Source organism: Sphingomonas chungangi (assembly GCF_013778325.1).
GTDB lineage: Bacteria > Pseudomonadota > Alphaproteobacteria > Sphingomonadales > Sphingomonadaceae > Solisphingomonas > Solisphingomonas chungangi.
The window spans coordinates 413,339-433,564 of sequence record NZ_JACEIB010000026.1 but is presented as its reverse complement, the minus strand read 5'-3'; the positions used below and the strand labels follow the sequence as shown (position 1 = coordinate 433,564).

Annotated in this window: 19 protein-coding genes and 1 pseudogene; 6 read left to right on the top strand and 14 right to left on the bottom strand. The window is 64.6% G+C overall.

Annotated features, from left to right (window positions below; all coding sequences use genetic code 11):
• Positions 1–252: pseudogene (locus tag HZF05_RS17845) on the top strand (polyphosphate kinase 2); the annotation flags it as partial.
• Between the two features lie 27 nt (positions 253–279).
• Here the strand turns inward: HZF05_RS17845 and HZF05_RS17840 are convergent.
• From HZF05_RS17840 to HZF05_RS17805, 8 genes are all read right to left on the bottom strand, one after another.
• Complete coding sequence (locus tag HZF05_RS17840) at positions 280–1,665, bottom strand: MFS transporter (RefSeq protein ID WP_343046917.1); 1,386 nt, start codon at positions 1,663–1,665, stop codon at positions 280–282.
• Positions 1,666–1,671: 6 nt separating this feature from the next.
• Positions 1,672–2,313 (bottom strand): hypothetical protein, encoded by a 642-nt coding sequence (locus tag HZF05_RS17835; RefSeq protein ID WP_160363128.1) that lies wholly within the window; start codon positions 2,311–2,313, stop codon positions 1,672–1,674.
• 90 nt (positions 2,314–2,403) lie between these two features.
• Entirely contained in the window at positions 2,404–2,685 is a 282-nt protein-coding gene (locus tag HZF05_RS22205) for a sigma factor (RefSeq protein ID WP_160363127.1), read from the bottom strand.
• A gap of 402 nt (positions 2,686–3,087) precedes the next feature.
• Complete coding sequence (locus HZF05_RS17825; RefSeq protein WP_160363126.1) at positions 3,088–3,540, bottom strand: PA2169 family four-helix-bundle protein; 453 nt, start codon at positions 3,538–3,540, stop codon at positions 3,088–3,090.
• Positions 3,541–3,644: 104 nt separating this feature from the next.
• The gene (locus HZF05_RS17820) at positions 3,645–4,052 is read right to left on the bottom strand and encodes a hypothetical protein (protein WP_181638908.1); all 408 of its coding nucleotides are present in this window, start codon (positions 4,050–4,052) and stop codon (positions 3,645–3,647) included.
• A 156-nt stretch (positions 4,053–4,208) separates the two neighbouring features.
• Positions 4,209–4,769, bottom strand: a complete 561-nt coding sequence (locus tag HZF05_RS17815; protein ID WP_181638907.1) for a fasciclin domain-containing protein — start codon at positions 4,767–4,769, stop codon at positions 4,209–4,211.
• 139 nt (positions 4,770–4,908) lie between these two features.
• Positions 4,909–5,964 (bottom strand): TIGR03032 family protein, encoded by a 1,056-nt coding sequence (locus HZF05_RS17810; protein ID WP_160363125.1) that lies wholly within the window; start codon positions 5,962–5,964, stop codon positions 4,909–4,911.
• Positions 5,965–6,020: 56 nt separating this feature from the next.
• A complete protein-coding gene (locus HZF05_RS17805; protein WP_160363124.1) occupies positions 6,021–10,085 on the bottom strand; it encodes a hypothetical protein in 4,065 nt (1,354 codons plus the stop codon).
• Positions 10,086–10,573: 488 nt separating this feature from the next.
• Between HZF05_RS17805 and HZF05_RS17800 the strand changes: the two genes are divergently transcribed.
• Positions 10,574–10,813 carry a hypothetical protein gene (locus HZF05_RS17800; protein WP_160363123.1) on the top strand — a complete coding sequence of 80 codons (240 nt, stop codon included), beginning with the start codon at positions 10,574–10,576 and terminating at the stop codon, positions 10,811–10,813.
• A 124-nt stretch (positions 10,814–10,937) separates the two neighbouring features.
• On the top strand, positions 10,938–11,369 hold the full coding sequence (locus HZF05_RS17795; RefSeq protein WP_160363122.1) for a DUF488 domain-containing protein: 432 nt from the start codon (positions 10,938–10,940) through the stop codon (positions 11,367–11,369).
• A gap of 59 nt (positions 11,370–11,428) precedes the next feature.
• Here the strand turns inward: HZF05_RS17795 and HZF05_RS17790 are convergent, their stop codons facing one another.
• The 4 genes from HZF05_RS17790 to HZF05_RS17775 all read right to left on the bottom strand — a co-directional run bounded on the left by HZF05_RS17790 (position 11,429) and on the right by HZF05_RS17775 (position 16,032).
• On the bottom strand, positions 11,429–12,202 hold the full coding sequence (locus tag HZF05_RS17790; protein ID WP_343046916.1) for a DedA family protein: 774 nt from the start codon (positions 12,200–12,202) through the stop codon (positions 11,429–11,431).
• Positions 12,203–12,289: 87 nt separating this feature from the next.
• Positions 12,290–14,269 (bottom strand): M3 family metallopeptidase, encoded by a 1,980-nt coding sequence (locus HZF05_RS17785; protein WP_160363121.1) that lies wholly within the window; start codon positions 14,267–14,269, stop codon positions 12,290–12,292.
• 15 nt (positions 14,270–14,284) lie between these two features.
• Positions 14,285–15,097, bottom strand: a complete 813-nt coding sequence (locus HZF05_RS17780) for a transglutaminase-like domain-containing protein (RefSeq protein ID WP_160363120.1) — start codon at positions 15,095–15,097, stop codon at positions 14,285–14,287.
• On the bottom strand, positions 15,097–16,032 hold the full coding sequence (locus tag HZF05_RS17775) for a transglutaminase family protein (protein WP_160363119.1): 936 nt from the start codon (positions 16,030–16,032) through the stop codon (positions 15,097–15,099). The genes HZF05_RS17780 and HZF05_RS17775 overlap by 1 nt, the downstream gene beginning before the upstream one ends.
• On the opposite strand from HZF05_RS17775, the gene HZF05_RS17770 reads away from it, so the two are divergent.
• Positions 16,031–16,813, top strand: a complete 783-nt coding sequence (locus HZF05_RS17770; protein WP_160363118.1) for an N-formylglutamate amidohydrolase — start codon at positions 16,031–16,033, stop codon at positions 16,811–16,813. The genes HZF05_RS17775 and HZF05_RS17770 overlap by 2 nt on opposite strands.
• Before the next feature lie 25 nt (positions 16,814–16,838).
• Here the strand turns inward: HZF05_RS17770 and HZF05_RS17765 are convergent, their stop codons facing one another.
• Together HZF05_RS17765 and HZF05_RS17760 are read right to left on the bottom strand one after the other, a co-directional pair.
• On the bottom strand, positions 16,839–17,177 hold the full coding sequence (locus tag HZF05_RS17765) for a low affinity iron permease family protein (RefSeq protein ID WP_160363117.1): 339 nt from the start codon (positions 17,175–17,177) through the stop codon (positions 16,839–16,841).
• On the bottom strand, positions 17,174–17,728 hold the full coding sequence (locus HZF05_RS17760) for an inorganic diphosphatase (protein ID WP_160363116.1): 555 nt from the start codon (positions 17,726–17,728) through the stop codon (positions 17,174–17,176). Before HZF05_RS17760 ends, HZF05_RS17765 begins: the two co-directional genes overlap by 4 nt.
• Positions 17,729–17,964: 236 nt before the next feature.
• Between HZF05_RS17760 and HZF05_RS17755 the strand changes: the two genes are divergently transcribed.
• Complete coding sequence (locus HZF05_RS17755) at positions 17,965–19,638, top strand: FAD/NAD(P)-binding protein (protein WP_160363115.1); 1,674 nt, start codon at positions 17,965–17,967, stop codon at positions 19,636–19,638.
• Positions 19,635–20,165, top strand: coding sequence for a DUF1543 domain-containing protein (locus HZF05_RS17750; protein WP_160363114.1), 531 nt, complete (start codon positions 19,635–19,637; stop codon positions 20,163–20,165). Before HZF05_RS17755 ends, HZF05_RS17750 begins: the two co-directional genes overlap by 4 nt.
• The last annotated feature ends 61 nt before the right edge of the window (positions 20,166–20,226 follow it).

The window sequence follows — 20,226 nt, the reverse complement described above, 5'->3', positions numbered from 1 at the left end:
CAAGTCGCGCAGGTCAGGTGGAAGGCCTATTCGAAGGCGCGCGACACGATGCTCGAGCGCACCCACACGCCGCTGGCACCCTGGGTCTGCGTTCGCGCCGATCACAAGAAGCCGGCGCGGCTCGCCGTGATGCGGCATCTGGTGAAGGAGATCGCGCCGGCGGACATCGCTTCGAAGATCGACGGCCCCGATCCCGACATCCTCTTCACCTTCGAGACGTCCGCGATCGAGGACGGCCGGCTGGCGAAGTGACGTGCCTCGGCCCCCGAGGCGATCCGTCTAGCGACCTTCCGGTCCGCGGTCGCCCAGGATGCTCGGCAGGGTCATGAAGGCGGCGACGCCCGAGGCGAACGCCGCCGCTGCTGCAACCACTGCCGCGCCGTGGAAGGCGGGAACGAGTTCACCGGCCTGATTAGCGATGACGGCGCCCGAAAGCGCCGTCGCGATGAGCCCGCCGGTCCGTGAGATCGCGCTGTTGAAGCCGGACGCGGTGCCGGTGTGCCGGTCGTCGACAGATGACAGAACGGCGGTGGTCAGCGGCGCCACTGCGCCTGCCATGCCGAGCGCGACGAGAACCATGCCGGGCGCGACGCCGATCCAGTAGCCGGCATGTGGATCAAGCCGCGTCATCAGCGCGAAGCCCGCGGCCGTGACGATCGGTCCGAGAGTGAGCGGCCATCGCGGGCCGATCCTCTCCGTCAGCCGGCCCATGAGGCGCGACATCGTCCCGATAACGATCGAGAAGGGCAGTAACGACAGGCCGGCCTGAAGAGGCGAATAGCCGCCGCCGACGATCAGCGTGTAGGGTAGCAGCACGAGCAGGCCGCCCAGCGCACCGTAGAGCAGGAAGGTCAGCACGGTCAGCCCGAGGAAGGGTTTCGACGCGAACATCGAGAGCGGCATCATCGCGCGCTCTCCACGGCGGTGCTCGACGAGCACGAACCCGGCGAGCAGCAGCAGCCCGGCGACCGCACCGGTTATTACAGGCGCAGTCGCGACGTGATGGCTGGACCAGATCGTCAGCGCCCAGGTGAGCGCGCCGAGCGCGAGGGTGGCGGCCGTGGCACCCCACCAGTCGAGCGGCTGCTCGCCTTCGGCGCTCTCGTCGACATAGCGGAGCGCGATGAAGATCGCGGCCAGCGAGACCGGAAGGTTGATCGCGAAGATGGCCCGCCAGCTGACGGCCGCGACCAGCCAGCCTCCGAGCGGCGGTCCGACGGCGGCGGCGATCGCACCGGCCGAGGCCCAGGTGCCGATGGCCCGGCCGCGCGCCTCCCCGGAAAAAGCGTTGCCGAGGATGGCGAGGCTGTTCGGCATGAGCATGGCCGCCCCGATGCCCTGTGCGCCGCGCGCGGCGAGCAGGCGCGGCAGGCTCGGCGCGGCGGCGCAGGCGAGGGATGCGATGGCGAAGAGGACGATCCCGGCGACGAGCATCCGCTTCCGTCCGAAGTGGTCACCGGCAGCGCCGCCGAGGAGGAGCAGTGCCGACAGCGGCAGCGCGTAGGCGTTGATGGTCCACTGGAGATCGGCGGAGCTGCCGCCGAAGCTGTGCTCGATCGAGGACAATGCGACGTTGGTGACCGAGCCGTCGATGAAGGCGAGGCTTGACGCGCACATCGTCGCGACGAGGGTCCAGCTGGGATGCCTGGGGGTGCGGTCCGTCACGGAGGCTCAGCCTCGCCACTTCTCGAGCGCCGCGCCGTAGCCCGCCCGGGCCTTGGCGATCCTCGCCTCTAGCTTCGCGAACTCTGCCTCGTGGCGGCTCTCGAGATCGCGGCGGCTGGTCTGGAGAGCCTTCTCCTGCTCGCGGATTCGGTCGATCGCTTCCCGGTGTTCGGCCTCCGAGCGCTCAAGCGCCTTCTCGGCGTTTTCGAGCCGGGCGCGTGACGGTCTTGGCTTCGACCGGGCCTTGGGCTTCGGCGCCGGCTCCTCGTTCCGAGGTTCGGGCGCCTCCTCGTTCCGCCCGAAAGTGCGCCGCGCCGGCGTTTTCGGCTCCGATTTCGCGCTTCGCCGCGGCGGCGGCCCCTCGTCGTCCGGGGTGGGCGCTGCCTTGCGTCGGGCCGGTTTGGCCTTGGGCAGAGCAGCCATGTGCTCCTCGCTTGATCCTCTCGGTACGCGGACGACGGTTCCGGGATCCTTGAGCGGCGCTTCGCTGAGTTTCTCGTCGTCGACCGCCTCCGCAACGCCGCGCGCGAAAAGATCGACATCGACGCCCCAGGCTTTGAGCGCCGCCTTCTGGCTGGGCGCCGCGACGTAGGCGTCGTGAAAGCCGATCGTTGTCCGGTAGACCTTGAGCTTCTGCTTGCGCACCATGGTCACCTCATAGCGGGTTCTCGGCGGCGAAGTAGGGTGGACCGTTCGTGCAATTGGTCTGTTGGGGATTCAACAGGCGGACAGGTCTTTTCAAGAGGCAGCCGGGGCAGGATCGGGCACTTCGTTGGCGAGTTTGATTGGCGTGGTGGCGACCTTGCCGCCGCTACGCAGGCGGTCGACGGCGCGATTGCGCGCGAGCGTGATGAGCCACGCCATCGCGCTACCCTTCGCCGCGTCGAACGTTCCGGCCCGCCGCCATACCGAGAGATAAACGTCCTCGAACGTCGCCTGGTCGCCGGCGGCGACACGGCGAAGCGCGTCGGCGAGGCTCGCCGCGTTCAAGTCGGAAATCGTCGAGCCCATGCGCATCATAGCGAGACGAGCTTCGTAGCTCGACGAGATCGAGTATCAAGGCGTCGGCAAGCATTGTCGGATCGACGGTGTGCATCGACGTTGTGGCACCCGTTTTCACGAAGAGAAGCGTGGCCACTCTGGCGTAAACGGTCGGACCATTGCCCTCGAAGGCCTCCTCATCGGTTTCAAGATCATAGCTACCCGCTGGGAATGTCTCGCCATCCGGAGCCACCTGAAATGGATGGGCAAAAGCCACCGTCGATCTTGTCGTCCGCATGATGTCACCCCTCGATAATCCGCGTGGCTCAGGATGCGGACGCCACATGGTGACCGCCACCGGCGCGCCGTATTCGATGAATAAGGGGGAACACGCAGCGTCCGGGCAGGCTCGAATATCTGCCGGAGACGATTTCGCCCGATTTATCGCTGAGCGTGAAGCGAGTGCTTCAGGTCCCGGATCTCGTCATGGCCTTCCTTGATCAAGGCATAAGCCTGCTCGATTACAAGCTGAACGGGTTGGCTGACATCGCCATCGGCGAGTGCGTCCTCGAATTTGTGCTTGATGTGATCCTCGCCGGCCTCGACCTGGTCGATGATCGTCACGTCGTCGCTGGACATGCTGTTCCGCAGATTGAGGAACATGCGGTGCGCACCGGCAAGCAGCGTGCCATCGTCTTCGGGAGTGCCACCGAGTGAGCGCACTTCGTCCTGTAGCTGCAGGGTCAGCCGGCGACGTTCTTCGCCGCGACGGTTGAAGATCGGAGTGAATTGCGATCCGTCTGCAGCTTTAGCGGCAGCGGTGTAGCCATCCGCACTGTCGATGACTGTCTCGATCAGCGTATTCAGCGTCTTGGTGTCATGGCCGGTGTTCATCTGTCGCCTCCTAGATAGGGTGAAAAGCGGTGATGCCGCATCGTCGCGGCAAGGAAGGAAACGGTGTGGAAGCGCCCTGATTCGTCAGGGCTCTGGGGTCGGCGCTAGCGGTTCAGGATCAGGAGCAGAGCGAGAGCCGCGATGACAATCACGAGCGACGCGCCAAGAACGTACCGCATCGTTCCGAGCTTCGTGCCGCCGCTCGCGTCTGTCTCCGCGACATGCGTAGTGGTTTCGTCGTGCGCAGACGTCTGGACGTGCCCCTCCGTTCGCAATCGTTCGACGTCTTCATCATAGCCGGACGACACTGCAGCCTCGCGCTGGTTAGGCGCAGAGTGGGAAGGGGGATCGGACGCCGGAAAGCTTTCATCATTCGCGATGTCCGCCATCGCCTCCGGGTCTGATGGGTTCGCCTCCAGAGCATGGTGCGTATCGCCATCATGCGCTTCCCGAATCAGCGTGATGGGACGTGCGTCGTCGTTGGCCGGGTATCGGCTCGCGTTGTCGGCCATGATGACCTCCAGAAACTTAGGTGTGCCGCATCAACGAGCGAACGGGGGCGATGGACCCGTGGTCTTCTGCACAATGGAGGATTTCGATATCGCGGGTTGGCCGAGCGAGAACCGGGGCGGATGCGGAGCCGGACGGTTGTCCGCCCGGCTGTTCGTTCACGGCATCAGCACGGTATCGACGACGTGAATCACGCCGTTGGATTGCATGACGTCCTTGATGGTGACCGTGGACATGCCGCCCTTGGCATCGGTCAGGACCAATTTGCCCATCTTCATCGTCGCGGTCAGCGGTTCGCCCTGGACGGTGGTGAGGGTCGCCGTACCGCCGCCCGCCTTGATGGCCGCTGCGATGTCCTTGGACGTCATGCGACCGGAGACGACATGATAGGTCAGGATCTTGGTGAGCATGTCCTTGTTCTCGGGCCTCACCAGTGTGTCGACCGTGCCGGCCGGCAGCTTGGCGAACGCCTCGTTGGTCGGCGCGAAGACCGTGAACGGGCCGGGGCCAGACAGCGTGTCGACGAGGCCGGCGGCCTTCACCGCAGCCACGAGCGTGGTGTGGTCCTTGGAATTCATCGCGTTGTCGACGATCGTCTTGGTCGGATACATCGCGGCTCCGCCCACCATCGGATTGGCGAAGGCGGCGGTCGTCAGCACGGGCGCAGCACCCAGCATTGCGAACGCCGCAACTGCGGCGCGCATCTTCGATTTCAGCATCGCTATCGTCCTCGTATTTCGTAGCGAAGGATCGCTACGGTAAAGATACGCGGCCCTCCACGATCCGGATGTAGATATCTAAAATAAAAAACATCTGACTCAAAAGCTTTCGATCAAGCGTTTCACGGCAGACGAGGAATCAAGAATTTTCGAACGTAATCGTGTTCTGGATTTCTACAGTCGAAATGCCGAGTGACATCGGGCATCGCAGCTCCGGAAGCGCAACGAGGTCGAACAATTCCGCGATCGCGCCGTCGAGCTTGATCCATTCGACGATGTCGCCATGCCGCAGGTTGACCACGAACACGCCGCACCATGCTTCGCCATCGCGCTTTTCGATCTCGGCCTGCAGCGCGAGCTCCTTGAAGCTGCCGTCGCGCGGCTTCGACGCCGTAACGATCGCGTGCCCGTTATGGATTGCGAGCCCCCGCAGGAACCCCGGGCAGAAGGCGATGTCTTGGCGTCGACCCGTTTCGGGATCGACGGCGATGAGCTGGCCGCGGCCGGAATCCAGCGCGTAAAGCCTGCCGTCGACCAGCCGCGGGCTGTGCGGCATGGAAAGCTCGTCGGTGACGATCCGGCCGGTCGCCACCTCGATGACGACGCCGCCATGCTCGCGTCGTGCACGCCATCCGCTCAGCACATCGGTCTGGCTGACCGCCGTGACATAGGCAGGGGCGCCGTCGGCCATGGCGAGACCGTTCAGGTGGCAGCGATCCTCTCCTGCGAGCTTTGAAATGAAGTCGGGGCGCCACAGCGGGCGGAAGCTGTGCACTGGATCGGTGGTCGCCAGGCAGCTATATTTGGTGTTGACGAAGACGGGCCGGCCGTCGGCGAGAATGCCGATCTCATGGATGTCGATGTCGCCGGTTGTGTGCGCCTCTCGGGGCACGAAGCAGGCATCGAACGAGCCGTTGGCGAGCTCGCCTTCGCGCAGCATATCCTCCAGTCGCCAGAGCTGGAAAAGGGACCCGACCCACAATCGATCGCCATCGCCGCATAGCCCCATCGCTCGGCTGAAATTCTGCTGGTTGAATGAGATGCTGCCGTTGGGCAGCACCCCGACCAGAAAGAGCTGGCCCGTCTGGTAGGATGTGAAGGCGAGGCTCGTCCGGTTGGCTTCGAGCCAGCCGGCGAGGCCCCGCGAGACGGTGATGCTGGTATCGCCCTGCACTGGATTGGATAGGCTGGCCACTAGACGGCTCTCCCGTTGGGGAAAGCCGCCTTAGACATTTGCATCCGCATCGGCGATCAGAACTTGACGCGGATCCCGGCGCGGCCGCCGCCGCCCTTGTAGTCGCCATGCTTGGCGTAATCGCCGAAGCCCTCGACGAAGCCGGTCACGCCGGCCGCCGTGGTGACGTTGAAGCCGATCTTGCCCTCGCCATAATCGCCGATCTTCTGATTGTTGTAGGCGAGCGACTGGCCGCCGCTGACGAAGTCCAGGCCATCCTTGCCCTTGAACTCGTGGACGTAATTGCCCTGCGCGTAGATCACCGCGACAGCACCACCGCCCATGTCCATCTTGCTGCCGACACGGATGCCGGCCTTGCCGCGCAGGCCATCGAGATCCTCGAAGTTGAGCGTCTGGCCGAGCGCGTGGATATCCTTCAGGTTGGTGCGGACATACGCGATAGTCGCAACCGGCTCGGCGTAGAAACTGTCGCCGCCGAGGCGGAAGCCCACTTCACCCTGTGCGCCGTAGCTCATGCCATGGAACTTGTCGGTATAACCGGCGAGCGGACTCTTCGAATTGATCCACAGATAGTCGTACTTGCCGAGCACGTTGGCGAAGAGACTGCCCGACACATAGCTCGCATATACGCCGAGATTGGCGACCGAGTAGTTCACGCGATCGGCCGAATGGCTGAAGGTCAGGTCGGAATTCACGTAGCCGCCGGTCACGCCGAAGACGAAATTGCCCGATCCCATGTCATGCGATCCGAGATCCATTCCGAGCTGGGCGCCATATGCATCCTGCCTGTAGGATAGGTTTACGGCCCGGCTCTGCCCGAAGGCCGAGACGTTCTGCGAGCCGTTGCGCGTGACTGTCGATCCGTAGATCTGGCCCCAGATGCGCCCGCCATCGGCGCCGCCACCCGCGAACTTCGCGTCGCGCAGGTCGCTCATGTGCGACGACCAAGCCTCAGCCGACTTGTACCAGAGCTGTTGTGCGCCTTCGTTGATCTTGAGAGCGCGGAAGACCGCGTCACCCGGAGTCGCGACGAGGCTGTAGGTGTTGGTCGCAGGATTAAAGGCTACGCCGTTGTGGATGAAACCCTGGTTGATCGACGCACTGGAGATCGTGAACGCGGTCGGCGAGGAGCCGGCGCCACCCGTGGCGAAGACCGTGCCCGAGTTGAGCACCGCGCCGTTGGCGCCCACCTGGTTGACCAGCAGCGCGGTCGACCCGGTGATCGCCCCCGTCGCATGCACCTGGTCGGCCAGCGACGCCGCGCTCGTGCCGTTGGAGGCGAGATCGATGCCGAGCGTGCTCCCGCCCGATCCCGCGAAGGTGCTCGATGTGTCGAGCATGTCACCGGCGTGGCCGTTGCGCAGATCGACCAGGCCCGAATTGTTGAACGCCTCCAATCCGGTCAGATGAACCGTGCCGGCCGTGGCCGCGTTCGGTAGCACCCGGAAGGTGCCGGAATTGTTGAAGGTGTCTGTTCCGGCGCCGAAGTCCTGGTCGAACACGGCGTTGTAGGTGCCGCTGTTGTTGACCACGTCGTTGCCGGCGGTGAAGCCAACGATGCCCGTGAACCTGCCGGTGTTGTTGAAGATCAGCGCACCGCCCGTCGCGGTGAGGATAGGCGCAGTGCCGTCGCCCGTGATCGTGCCGCCGTTGTTGATGGTCGATCCGGTGACCGACGTGAGCTCCGCTCCATGCCCGGCGGCGGTCAGCAAGCCGCCCGCGCCGAGCGTCAGGTTCGCTGTCGTGCCGCCGAAGATCTGGATCGCGGCGGGCGCGCCGGTCGCCGAGATCGCGCCGTTGGCGGTCACGCTCGCCGGGCCGGCGACGCTGCTCGCGATGATGCCGATCGCGCCATCGCCCGTGGTCGACACCGTGTTGGCGGTGACGTTCGCGGCACCGTTCTGCGCGAAGGCGCCGATGCCGACCGAGTCGGTACCGGTGGTCGTCACGGCACCCGTCGTCGTCACCGAGACCGCGCCATTGTTGTCGGTGCCAGTCGCCCGCTCGCTGTTGGAATAAGCGAACACGCCATAAGAGAAGTCGCCCGTCGTCGAGGCATTCGCGCCCGACACCGTGACGGCACCGCCGCCGTAGCTGCGCGCCCTCACGCCGCCGCTGTTGAAACCGCCGCCGGTGGACGAAACGCTACCGAATTTCACATCGGCATCGCCGAGCGAGGTCTTGGCGGCGATCGCGATGGCGTTTCCGCCGCTGACGTTGACGACGTTCGAATTGATCGAGACGTTGCCGGTGCCGCCCTCGACATTGCCGTAAACGCCATAGTTGACGATCCCGGCGCCGCCTGTCGCCGCCACCGTACCCGTCGTCGTGATCACCACGTTACCGGCGCCCGTGCTGTAGCCGAAGACGCCGTTGGCATTGGCGCCGCTGGTCGAGACGTCGTGCGCCGTCACCGCGACATCGCCGCCGTTCGAGCGCGCCGTGATGCCGTTGGCGTAGCCGCCCCGGGTCGAGACGTCGGCGGCGGTGACGGCGACATTGCCGGTGCCGCTCGTCGCGAGGATGCCGGTCGCGGCGGGCGAGAAGAAGAACGGTCCGCTCTGCGTGCCTGACGTGCTGACGTTGCCGACATTGACGGTGACGTCGCCGTTGGGCGCCGAGGCGACGACGCCGCGCGATATCTGCCCGGTCGTCGATATGTCGCCCTGCGTGACGTTGACGGGGCCTTCCGCGCTGGTCGCGAAGATCGCATCCGCATAGTCGCCGCTCGTCGAGACGGAGCCGGTGCCGCTGATCGCCACGCCGGCGGTGCCGTTAGCGTAGATGCCGGTGCTGCCGTTGCCCGCCGTGCTGATCGTGCCGTTGTTGATGACGGTCGCGGTGCCGTCGGTGGCGATCGCGGTGACCGCGGTGGCGTTGGTATTGGAATAGGCCCGCGTGCCCTGCGTGGAGACATTGCCGCTGACCGTCACCGAAGCGTTAGCGCCCTTCGCGAAGATCGCCTGCGAATTGTTGCCGGCCGTCGAGACGTTGTTGGCGACGACGGTGGCATTGCCGGTGTTGGAGCCGGCATAGATGCCGAGCGACGATGCCCCGGTCGTGGCCACGGTTCCGGTCGTGGTGACGCTGGCGTTGCCCGTATCCGAGATGGCGTAAACGGCGCCAGAATCGACGGCGGCGGTGCTCGCGTTGGTGCCGGACACCGTGACGTCCCCGGTAGCCTGCGCGATCACATCCTGGCTGAACGACTGCGTGGTGCTGAGCGAGCCGAAGGTCGCGTTGGCCGCAGTGCCGCCCTGGACGTCGAGCGCAGTCGAATCGAAACCCGTCGTGTTGATGTCGCCGACATGGGCCGTTGCGGTCCCATTCCGCGCCGAAATGACCACGCCGTAGGCGGCCTGGCCGGCGGTATCGATCGTGCCCGTCGAGGTGACAATCGCCGTGCCGGTGCCGTAGGTCTGCGCGTTCACGCCGCTGGCGTTGTTGCCGGTGGTCGTGATCGCGCCGGTGTTGACGGCGATATCGCCGCTGTTCGTGATCGCCTGGATGCCCGAGGCGAAGTCGCCGGCCGTCTTGAGATTTCCGGCGGTCACGTCGATCGCGGCGGCATCGGTGTTCGCGAAGATCGCCGAGCTGTTCGGGAAGAAGCCGGGGCCACCACCGCCGGTGCCCGTCGTCGTGATGTCGCCGACGTTGATCGTCACCGCGCCGGCGCCCGTCGTCGCGGCGTCGATGCCGCGCGCGTTGAGGCCGCCGGTGGTGATCATGCCGGTGCCATCCACCGTGACGCTCGATCCGCGGGCGAATATGCCTTGTGCACCCGGTGTGAAGGCCGTGCCGGACCCGGTCGTCGTGATCGTGCCGTTGTTGGTGATGTGGGTCGCGCCCGTGCCGTTCACGCTGACCGTGTTGGTCGCGGCAACGTCGCTGTCTGTGGTGAGGTGCAGATCGCCGGCCGGGGTATAGCTGATGCCGCCCGCATAGGGATTGCCCGCAGCGGTGCAGACGACCGTGCCGTTGGCGGCGGTACCGCATTCATCGGCGGCATACGCAGGAGCCGAAAATGCGGCGATGACAAGGAGCGAACCAAGGGCCGTGCTCGCTTTCAGCATCGAGGGTGAAGACGAGAACCGACGGGCAGCGACGCGATCAAAAGCCATATGTGTACCTCCCAGCGACATCGGCTCCGCATTTTCAGGCGCAGATACCGTGGCGGTGGCGCACAGCTAGTTCATTATTTAAATACCCAAAAGAACTATATTTTTTAGACGACGTGCATCCATTTTCACAGATGTACGTACAGCGAAAATGTTATTACGATACCGTAACTATGTTATTAACATAGATTTATAACTTAAGTTGTTCGGAAGCTGCATTTTGACTTGAAATTGTCAATTGGCTGCTGGCGATCGCAGCTGCTGAGACAGGCGCCAGTTACTCGACACGGCAGCAAGTGAAGGAGCCTCGCCATACGCCCGGTGTTCAGGATGCCCGCCTAATGCGGCAATCCGGGACGATCGACGACCACGTGATCGATGATCGTCGATCGTCGTTTAGGCGTGACGGAACTCCCACACCTCCCGGCAATTGCTGTCACACCATGGCTGCCGGTCTTTCGCCGCAGCCTGAGGCGTCGGAGGAGACAATCGTGAAAGCATTGTCGCCCGGCCTGATAGCACTCGTCGGCATCGGCTCCGCCGTCACGGCGCGGGATGTGCCTCCGCCAGCCGTGGTTGCGCACAAAACGGTCCATGTTCAGAACGTGACGCACAATGACGGCAAGCCGCATCGCCAGATCACGCACATCCGCCACCGGACGATCGTCAAGACGCCGCACGGCACGATGATCCGGACGACGGCGAGTACGAATACAACACCGCCCAAATGAGTTCGGATGCCGGTCGCCGACCGGCATCGACACCCACCATGGTTTCCGTTCGGCACGTCGCGCACTTCGGCAAGCTGGGCGGCCGAAAGCTTGCGAAGAGCCGACACTCGCCCATCTTCCCGTCATGGAAATTTTCACGATCGGCTATGAAGGCGCCACGCAAGCCGAAGTCGTGACGGCATTGCAGGATGCGGGCGTGAAGCTCCTGGCGGATATCCGCGCCGTCCCACTCTCCCGCCGGCCGGGCTTCTCCAAGAATGTTTTAGCGGCCGGCCTCAGGGAAGCCGGCATCGACTATGTCGGGCTCAAGGCGCTCGGCACACCACCCGAAGGTCGCGAGGCTGCGCGCAAGGGCAACCACGATCGCCTGGCCAAGGTCTATGCAGGTCAACTCGAACTATCCGAAGCGATCGTCCAATCCGAAATGCTCAAGGAGTTGGCAGCCGAGCGGCCGACCGCTTTGCTGTGCTTCGAGCGTGACCCGGCGACCTGTCATCGCTCGCTACTGGCCGAGGCAATCTTTCCGGGCGTGAAGCGGACGGATCTGTTCGCCTGACCATGAAAGGGATCCCAACCCTCCTTTTCGCTTTCTGGTGGCGAGAGCTGGAAGGCTGCTCAGCGAATCTGCCCGTCATCGGCGGATCGTCTGTCACGATCGTTGCGAGGCGCGAGCCGCTTGTCGCGGATCATGCTCCATAATTTGCGAAGAGCGAAAAGGCCGACTCCGAGGACGAGAAGACTGGCGACCAAGAATGGCACGATCGATTTCGGGCGATTAAAATAGCGCCCCAACGGTCCTCCCAGGCCATAGCCGATCACAGTAAACAGCAGCGACCACAGCATGGCCGCAACCGCGTTGAGGGCGGAGAAGCGAGCCTGCGGCACGTCGGAGGTGCCTACAGCGATCGGGCTGACGGTACGCAACCCATAGAGAAAACGGAATCCGAGGACGAAGGCGACGGGATGCCTTTCGAGCGCATCGAGGGCACGTTCGGCGGCCGGCTTGTCGAGCATCTTCTCGACCCGCGGATGGTCCCGGAAATGGCGGCCGAAAAGGAAAAAGGCCTGGTCTGCGGAAAAGGAACCCAAGGCGCCGGCAATGGCGACGCCCGGCAACGACAGGACATGCTGATGCGCGAGAATGCCGCCGGCGATCACCGCCGTCTCGCCTTCGAGGTCGGCGCCTAGAAAGACCGCACCCAAGCCGAAGCGGGCGATAAGAGCTTGGAGCGGCATTCGGCTTCTTGTGCCCCGATCGGCGACCGCCGTGGGCGGCTTCACGCCTTTCATCGTCACCTGGGCGATCGGGGCGAGCCACAGCCAGGCCATCGCGGGCATCTGGCTGACCCTCATCGCTGCGATCAGCCTGGCCGCGGTCCTGATCTCCACGCCGTTCGCGCGAGGAACCGGCATGAGGAGGGCGACGCGTGCCCTGTCGGGTCGGTGTGCGGACCGAATTTCCAGGTGAAGCCTCGCTCAGGCGGCGGGCGTATCCTCTAGCCCGCGGGCGCGCAGTAGAAAATGCTCGTTCGGTTCGCGTCCCCTGAACGCAACGAAACTCGCCATCGCATCCCTGGTGTCGCCTCTGGCGAGGATTTCCTGTCGGAAGCGGCCGGCCATGACCGGATCGAACAGCCCGGCATCCTCGAAGGCGGAGAAGGCATCGGCGTCCAGCACCTCGGACCAGAGGTAGCTGTAATAAGCGGCCGCATAGCCACCGTCGAAGACGTGCGTGAAATGGGGAAGCCGATGCCGGATGCCGATCGCATCGGGCATCCCGATGCGGTGCAGTGTCGCGCGTTCGATGTTGCGAACGTCCGTACTGCCGCTCGTCTGGTTGTGGATGTCGAGGTCGACGATCGACGCGCCGGCAAGTTCAACAGTGGCGAAGCCCTGGTCGGCCTGCTCGGCGCGGGCGATCGCCTCGATCAGCTCGGAAGGTACGCCGAATTCGCCAAGGATCTCGGGCGAAAGAATCCAGTGCTCCATGAATTTTGACGGGAATTCGACGAAGTCGCGCGCGACGGCGGTGCCCGCGAGGCTCGGGTAGGTCACGCGGGAGAGCAGGGCGTGGAGTGCATGGCCGAATTCGTGGAAGAGCGTGCGGGCCTCGTCGAGCGACAGGCGGGTGCCTGCGTCCAGCTTGGCGAAGTTGGTGACCGTGTAGATGATCGGCAGAACGGGACCGTCAATCTGCTCCTGCACCCGAAGCGACCCCATCCAGGCGCCGCCGTGCTTTTCGGGCCGCGCGATATAGTCGGTGTAGAGCAGGCCGACATCGCCCTGATCGTCGCTGACCGCCCACGCGCGGACGTCGGGATGCCAGCCCGGTATGTCGCTTCGCGCCGAGAAGCGGAGCCCATAGAGGCGGCCCGCGCATTCGAACGCAGCGGAACGCACCTTGTCCAGCGTCAGATGTTGTTTGACCGCGCCGCCATCGAGCGCGAGATGCTCGCGCCGTTGCTGCTCGGCGTAGAAGCGCCAGTCCCACGCCTCGATGACGAAGCCGGCCAGCGCATCGAGTTCGGCTTTCTCTCGCAGCGCCTGTTCGCGGGCGCTGGTCCACACCCGTTCGAGGAGCGCCATCGCGGCGTCGGGCGAGCGGGCCATGCTGTCTTCGAGCTTGGCCTCGGCATAGGTTGCAAAGCCGAGCAGCCGAGCGCGCTCGTGGCGGAGGGCGACGATCTCGTCGATGATCGGCCAATTGTCGTGGGCTCCGCCGTCGCAGCGGCTGGTGAAGGCCCGCCAGACCTGTTCGCGCAGATCGCGGCGCTCGGAGAAGGAAAGGAAGTCCTCGACGTCGCCGCGGTCGAGCGTGAAGCGATAGCCCCGAGACCCGGCCTGCTCGGCGCGACGGGAAGCCGCCGACCGGATAGCCTCCGGGAGTCCTGCGAGGTCGTCTTCGGTAAGGAGCAGCGACCAGTCCGCATTGGCCGCCATCACATTGTGACCGAAGCGGACCGACAGTTCGCCCAGGCGAATGTCGATCTCGGCGAAGCGCGCCTTTGCGGTCGGGTCGAGCAGCGCTCCGCCCGCCACGAAGCCCCGGTAGCTGTTCTCGACGAGCCGGCGTTCTTCCGGCCCCAGATCCTCGCGCGCCTGCCAGACTGCCGCGACGCGCGCGAACAGGCGAGGATCATGGTCGATCCGGGTCGCGTGGCGGGTCAGCCGGGCCGAAACCTCGGGTTCGATCGCGCGGAGGTTCTCGTCGGCCTGCGCCGAGGAGAGGGTCCAGAAGACCCGCCGCGCGCGCGCGAGCGCGGTCCCGGATCGCTCGATCGCGGCCACCACGTTGTCGAAGGACGGTACGTCCGTCGTACCGGCGATCGCTTCGATCTCGGCCTCGTGCTTCTCGATCACCACGTCGAGCGCGGGAAGGAAGTGTCGTGCCTCGATCCGGTCGAAGGGCGGCGCACCGAAGGGGCCGTCCCACCGTTCGAGCAGCGGATTGCTCATGTCCGAACCCTTCGATCAGCCGCCCACCACTTCATCGGTATGTACCTCGAACTTCGCCAGCCGCGCCGGGCCGAAGGCGGTGGTCAACGCAGTGTCCGTCGCGTCGCGTCCACGCGCCATCAGGATGCGCCCGATCCGTGGCCGGTTGTGACGCGCGTCGAACGTGTACCAGCGTCCGCCGAGAAACACCTCGAACCACGCCGAGAAATCCATCGGTGCGTCGACCGGCGGAATGCCGATGTCGCCGAGATAGCCGGTGCAGTAGCGCGCCGGGATGTTCATGCAGCGGCACAAGGTGACCGCGAGATGCGCGAAGTCGCGGCAAACACCCTTCTGCTCCTGATGCGCGTCCCACGCCGTCTTGCTCGGGCGGGCATGGTGATAGCCGAACTCGATATGATTGTGGGTGAACTCGACGATGGCCTGCACCCGCTTCCAGCCGGGTGCGATGTCGGAGAAGAGTTGCCAGGCCGTGTCGGCGAGCCGCTCGGTCTCGCAATAGCGGCTGGCGAGCAGGAAGGGCAGGACTTCGTGCGGCAGATCCTCGATCGCCCACTGCCCGGCATCCTCCGCGATCGGATCGGGCTCGCCCGTATCCTCGACGAGAAGATCGCAGCTGATGTCGATCCCGCCTGCCGGCACGACGAGACGCGTGCAGGTGTTTCCGAACGAATCGAGGAAGTCGTAGACCGGGATGTCGGGCGTCGTGACGATCCGATGCGTCGTCCTGAGATCGCGCAGGCGTGACGGATGGACGCTGAGCAGCGCCATCATCGGCACCGGCGCATCGGCCTCGAAACGGATATCGTAACCGGTACGGATCAGCATCATTCGCGACCTTGCAGGAGGTGGGGGTTGAGGGTGGTGGCAGCCGCCGCGATGGGCGGGGTCTGCCCGTCCATGGCGATCTCGACCGAAACGTCCATCCCGGTATAGCTGCCCGGAAAGCCGCTGAAGGTACCGGACAGGGGCACCGCCTGATAGGGATCGCGAGCGATGGCGACGCGGACCAGTCCGACCGAGCCGACGATGCCGTTGGTGGGATCGAACTCGATCCAGCCCGAGCCGGGCAGGAAGATGCGCACCCAGGCATGGGTATTGCCGCCGCCGACCCGGCCTTCGCGCGCGCTCGGCGCATAGACGTATCCGGAGACGAACCGGGCGGCGAGGCCGAGGGCGCGGGCCGCCTCGATCATCAGCACCGCGTAGTCCCGGCAGGTGCCCTGACGTTTCTGCAGCGTTTCGAGCGGTGTCTGCGTGCCCTTCTCGTGGCGCGGGATGTAGGTCAGGTCGCGCCGGATCGCGCGGGTCATCCCGGTCAGCATCGCCAGCGTGTCTGTCTGGCCGTCGCGGCGCACGAACTTCCCCGCCCAGTCGTCGACCACCCGATAGGGATCATGGTGACCACGCTCGATCGAGCGGAGCAGGTCGGGCATGTCTTCGGACGAATAGGTGAAGGGATAGCAGCGCGCATAATCCTCCACCTCGACGGCGGCCGGTTCCATTGGAATGTGCTCGAGGCGGACATGGCTTGCGAAGCGCAGCGTGTCGGACCTCCTGTCGAACCGGGCGATCGCGACCGAGTTGCCGAACACGTCGTGGAGCCAACGTAGATCGGTCGGCGGCGGGTCGATCTTGAGCTCGGCCTCGATCAGCCGTTGATCATGCCCCTCTCGTGGCCGCACCATCAGCCGATGCTCGCCGAACGCCACGGGACGGGTGTAGCGATAGGTCGTGACGTGATGGATGGAGAGGATGGGCATGCCGGACGAGCGCTCCACGCATCCGAGCGAAATCAGGCGCTTGCTCGGTGATGGCGATCCCTCGCCGGTGACTGTCATAAACCCGGAGGGACACTCACCGTTCCTGCTGATCGGCGATCATGCAGGAAACGCAATCCCGACCGTGCTCGGCACGATGGGCCTGACGGAGGATGATCGCCATCGTCACATCGCGTGGGACATCGGCACCGCCCAACTCGGCGATGAACTCGCCCGCATGCTGGATGCGACCTTCATCCATCAGCATTATTCGCGGCTGGTGATCGACTGCAATCGGGCGCCCGATCGAGCGGATGCGTTCCCGGAGACGAGCGATGGCTCGACCATATCGGGAAATGCCGGTCTGACCGCGGAGGATCGCGCCCGCAGGATCGGGGAAATCCACGAGCCGTATCAGCGCGCGATCGCGGATGCGATCGAGGCGAAGGGGAGGGACACGATCCTCGTCTCCCTACACAGCTTCACGCCGCGCATGGATGGCGTCGATCGCCCTTGGCATATCGGCGTCCTCCACGACGGGGCGAATGACCGCTTTGCGCTCGCGATGCTGCGGACTTTGGAGGCGCGGCAGCATCTCATCGTCGGCGACAATGAGCCGTATGTCATGGACGATACGGACTATACGGTGCCCCGACATGCTTTCTCCAGGAGCATGCCCTATGTCGAGCTCGAGGTTTCACAATCCGAGCTTGCGCGGAATGGTGGCGTAGCTCGATGGAGCCAAGTGCTGACGGAATGCCTGCGCGCTTGCCAGAGCGCGTGACGCAACTCGCGCCAGGGCGGGGAAATCACTCTCCCGGTTCTCGGCCCGCTCGAATTTCCTCGATCTCTGCCTCCGTCTTGCTCTCGATTCCGGCAACCTCGTCGCGCGCCCCGCGCTTGGACAATATGAGCTCGTCGATCTTGAGCTGCAGCGCGAGCTCGCGCCGGCGCTGCTGGTTCAGCACCATCTGGGTCAGCACGAAACTGCCGATCGAGACGGAGGAGGCGAGCACGGTCTCGCTGCCGCCGAGCGCCCACCAGCCGATGCACAGCACCAGCACGCCAAGCTGGGCCGCCGGATGGCCCGCGGCATCCGCGATCAGATTGGAGACGTGTCGGGTGGCTCGATAGAGCGGGCGGATCATGGATCGGTGCCCGCGTTGCGCGACGCCTCGCATCGCCGGGTCGCTTCGAGAATGATCCGGATCGCCTCGGCGGAGTCGCCGATGCCGATGACCTCGAAACCCTTGCCCTTCAGCGCATTGTAATTGGAGAACCATCGGCCGAGATGGTCGACGAAGGGCTTGCCGAGGTCGCTGACGTGGCGGGCGTGATCGTAGCTAACAGACAGCGCGCCTCGCCCGATCAGGCGATCGTTGCGGAAGGTGCGTCCGCGCTCGGTCTGCTCGGCCTTGATGACGCCGAGAACATGGACGTCGATCACGCATCCGACAGCGGCAGGCTCGTCGCCGATCACGAAAATGTCGAGAGGATCGCCGTCATCGGCGAGCGTCGAAGGCACCAACCCGAAATCGAGCGGAAAGCTCATGCCTGCGGGGAGGAGCGCCGAAAGCTCGAACGCCTCGATCGAACTGTCCCAGGTATATTTCGAACGGCTTCCCTTCGGGGTCTCGATCACGACCCGGCAGATCCCTTCCGCCGCGTCCAGCCGATGCGCGATCGCTGCCAGATCCATTCGATCGTCCTGTTCCTGCGGCGGGCACGGTGCCTGCTCGCCGGTCGAACGGGTCGGTTGCTGGTTTTGATCCGGACCGGACCCGCGATGCGAGGGATATGGCGTCTTGCGACAGTGTGAGAGCGGGCGGCCGACCCCGCGCTTTCTTTTTCCAAACATCGATCAGCATTCCAACATCAAAGCGGCGCTCTCCGGAGGATCGCGGCACCTAATGGCCACCAGCGCATTCTGCGCATATGCATCCATCGGTCGCCTTCGTCGGCGCAGGCCCGACGACCATCTACACCCTGCATGCGCTGGTGAACCGCGCCCGCAGGCCCTTTACGCTGACGATCTTCGAGGAGCAGCCGGTTGCCGGGCGGGGCACGCCCTATCGTCCCGGATGGAACGATCCGGCGATGCTGTCGAACATCGCGAGCATCGAACTGCCGCCCCTGGAGGAGACCCTGGTCGACTGGCTGCGGCGGCAGCCAGCCGATCACCTGCGGACGTCGGGAATCGATCACCGCGACATCGACGATCGCGCCTTCTACCCCCGGCTGGCGCTGGGCGAGTATTTCCGGGATCAGTTCGAGGCGATCCTCGACCATGCGCGAGCGCAAGGCGTGACGGTCGACATCCGGACTCGCTGCCGCGTCGCCGATGCGGTCAACCGGACCGACGGCGTCCACCTGTCGATACAGCCGAAGCGTGGCGAGGCATTCCAGGCGCGCTTCGACCATGTCGTCATGGCGACCGGACACCAATGGCCGGACGAGCCCGAGGTACGACCCGGCTATTTCCTGAGCCCCTGGCCCGCATCGGCGCTCGCCAGGATTCCGGCTTGCATCATCGGCATTCGCGGAACCTCGCTCACCGCCATCGATGCGGCTGTCGCTGTCGCCGTCGAGCATGGCGCCTTTCTCGAGGCAGGCGAGGGCGATCTCCACTACCGGCCCAATCCTGATGGCAAAGCTTTCCGGCTGACGATGATGTCGCGCAAGGGGCTCCTGCCGGAGGCCGACTTCTTCCACCCGATCCCTTACGAGCCACTGTCGATCTGCACGAAAGACGCGATGCAGAGCCTCATCGAGTTGAACGACGGTGATCTGCTCGGGGAGGCTTATGCACTTTTCAAGCAGGAACTGGCTGCAGCCGACCCTGGCTATGCCGCGCGCATCGACCTCGCGGACCTCGACATGGAGGAATTCTGCGACCGCTTCTTCGCGGAGCGGATCGCCGCCGATCCCTTCGATTGGGCGCAGCGCAATCTGGAGGAAGCCAGGCGGAACTTCGAAACCGAGACGACGGTCCCCTGGCGATATGCGATCCTGCGCATGCACGAGGTGATCGAAATCATCGTACCGCACCTCGACGATGGCGAATTCGCGCGCTTCTCGCGTTTCTGGAAGCCGGTCTTCATCGACGACTATGCGACCGTCCCGCATGAATCGATCGAGCGGATGCTGGCGCTGCATCGCGCAGGAAAGCTCGATCTCCTCGAGCTCGGTGACGATTATCGCATCGACAGTCATTGCGCCGAGGGCGGGGCGACCCTTCATCTCGGCGATCGGCACATACATTTTCCAGCCTTCATCGAGGCGACCGGTCAGCGCCCGCTGGAGGCCAAAGACTTTCCCTTTCCCTCGCTTCGAAAGCAGGGGATCGTCCACGACGAGCCGATCGCGGATGACACGCCACCGAGAGGCATCGCCATCGACGATCAGTTTCACCCCGTGGCCGACGATATCCCGGTCGATCGGCTATTCTGCCTGAGCTTGCCTTTCATCCTCGGTCGTCACCCGTTCAGCCAGGGCATCACCAGCTCGCACGAAATGGGGCAGGTGGTTGGCGAGCAACTCGCTCAGGCGCTCGATCGTGACTTGGGAACGTCCCCGGACGAGATCCAGTCGGAAACTGAGGCGGTATGAAGCTCTTTGCAATCTATATCGGCGGCGAAGTCGCACGTGCGAACATCGAGGTCCACGACATGCGCTTCGTCGTCGCCCCTTCGATCCGCGAGACCCATGATGAGCTTCGGCGCCAATGGTGGGGCAGGCCCGGCAGCCTCCACATCGATTGCTGGGCCGAGATCGATCATGCCGACGGCTACGACGTCTCGCTACGGGCAGAACCCTTTGAGGCCAGCGAACGGCTCTACTACGTCAATCTCGGCGGGTATGACCCGAGCGACTTTTCGGAAAAGCATCGCAACATGTTCGTGGTCGCCGAGAGCATCGCACAGGCGAAGTCCCGCGCTCTGCGAACGGTCAGGGACTGGGATGCCGCGCATCGCGATGATCTCTACGAAGCCGAGCAGGCCTTTGCACTCGACAAGGCGGCCAGCGAGCAGCGGCTGTTCATCCATCTCAATCGCAGCGACAAGGCCCGACCGCTGCGCTTCACCTGCGAATATCTACCGCTGAAGGGAAAAGCGAAGGCGGAGACGAGCGTATAGGTCGAGACAAGCTGTAGAAACCGGCTTTCTTCATGGGTGGCCGACCGGCTGCTCATTTGGC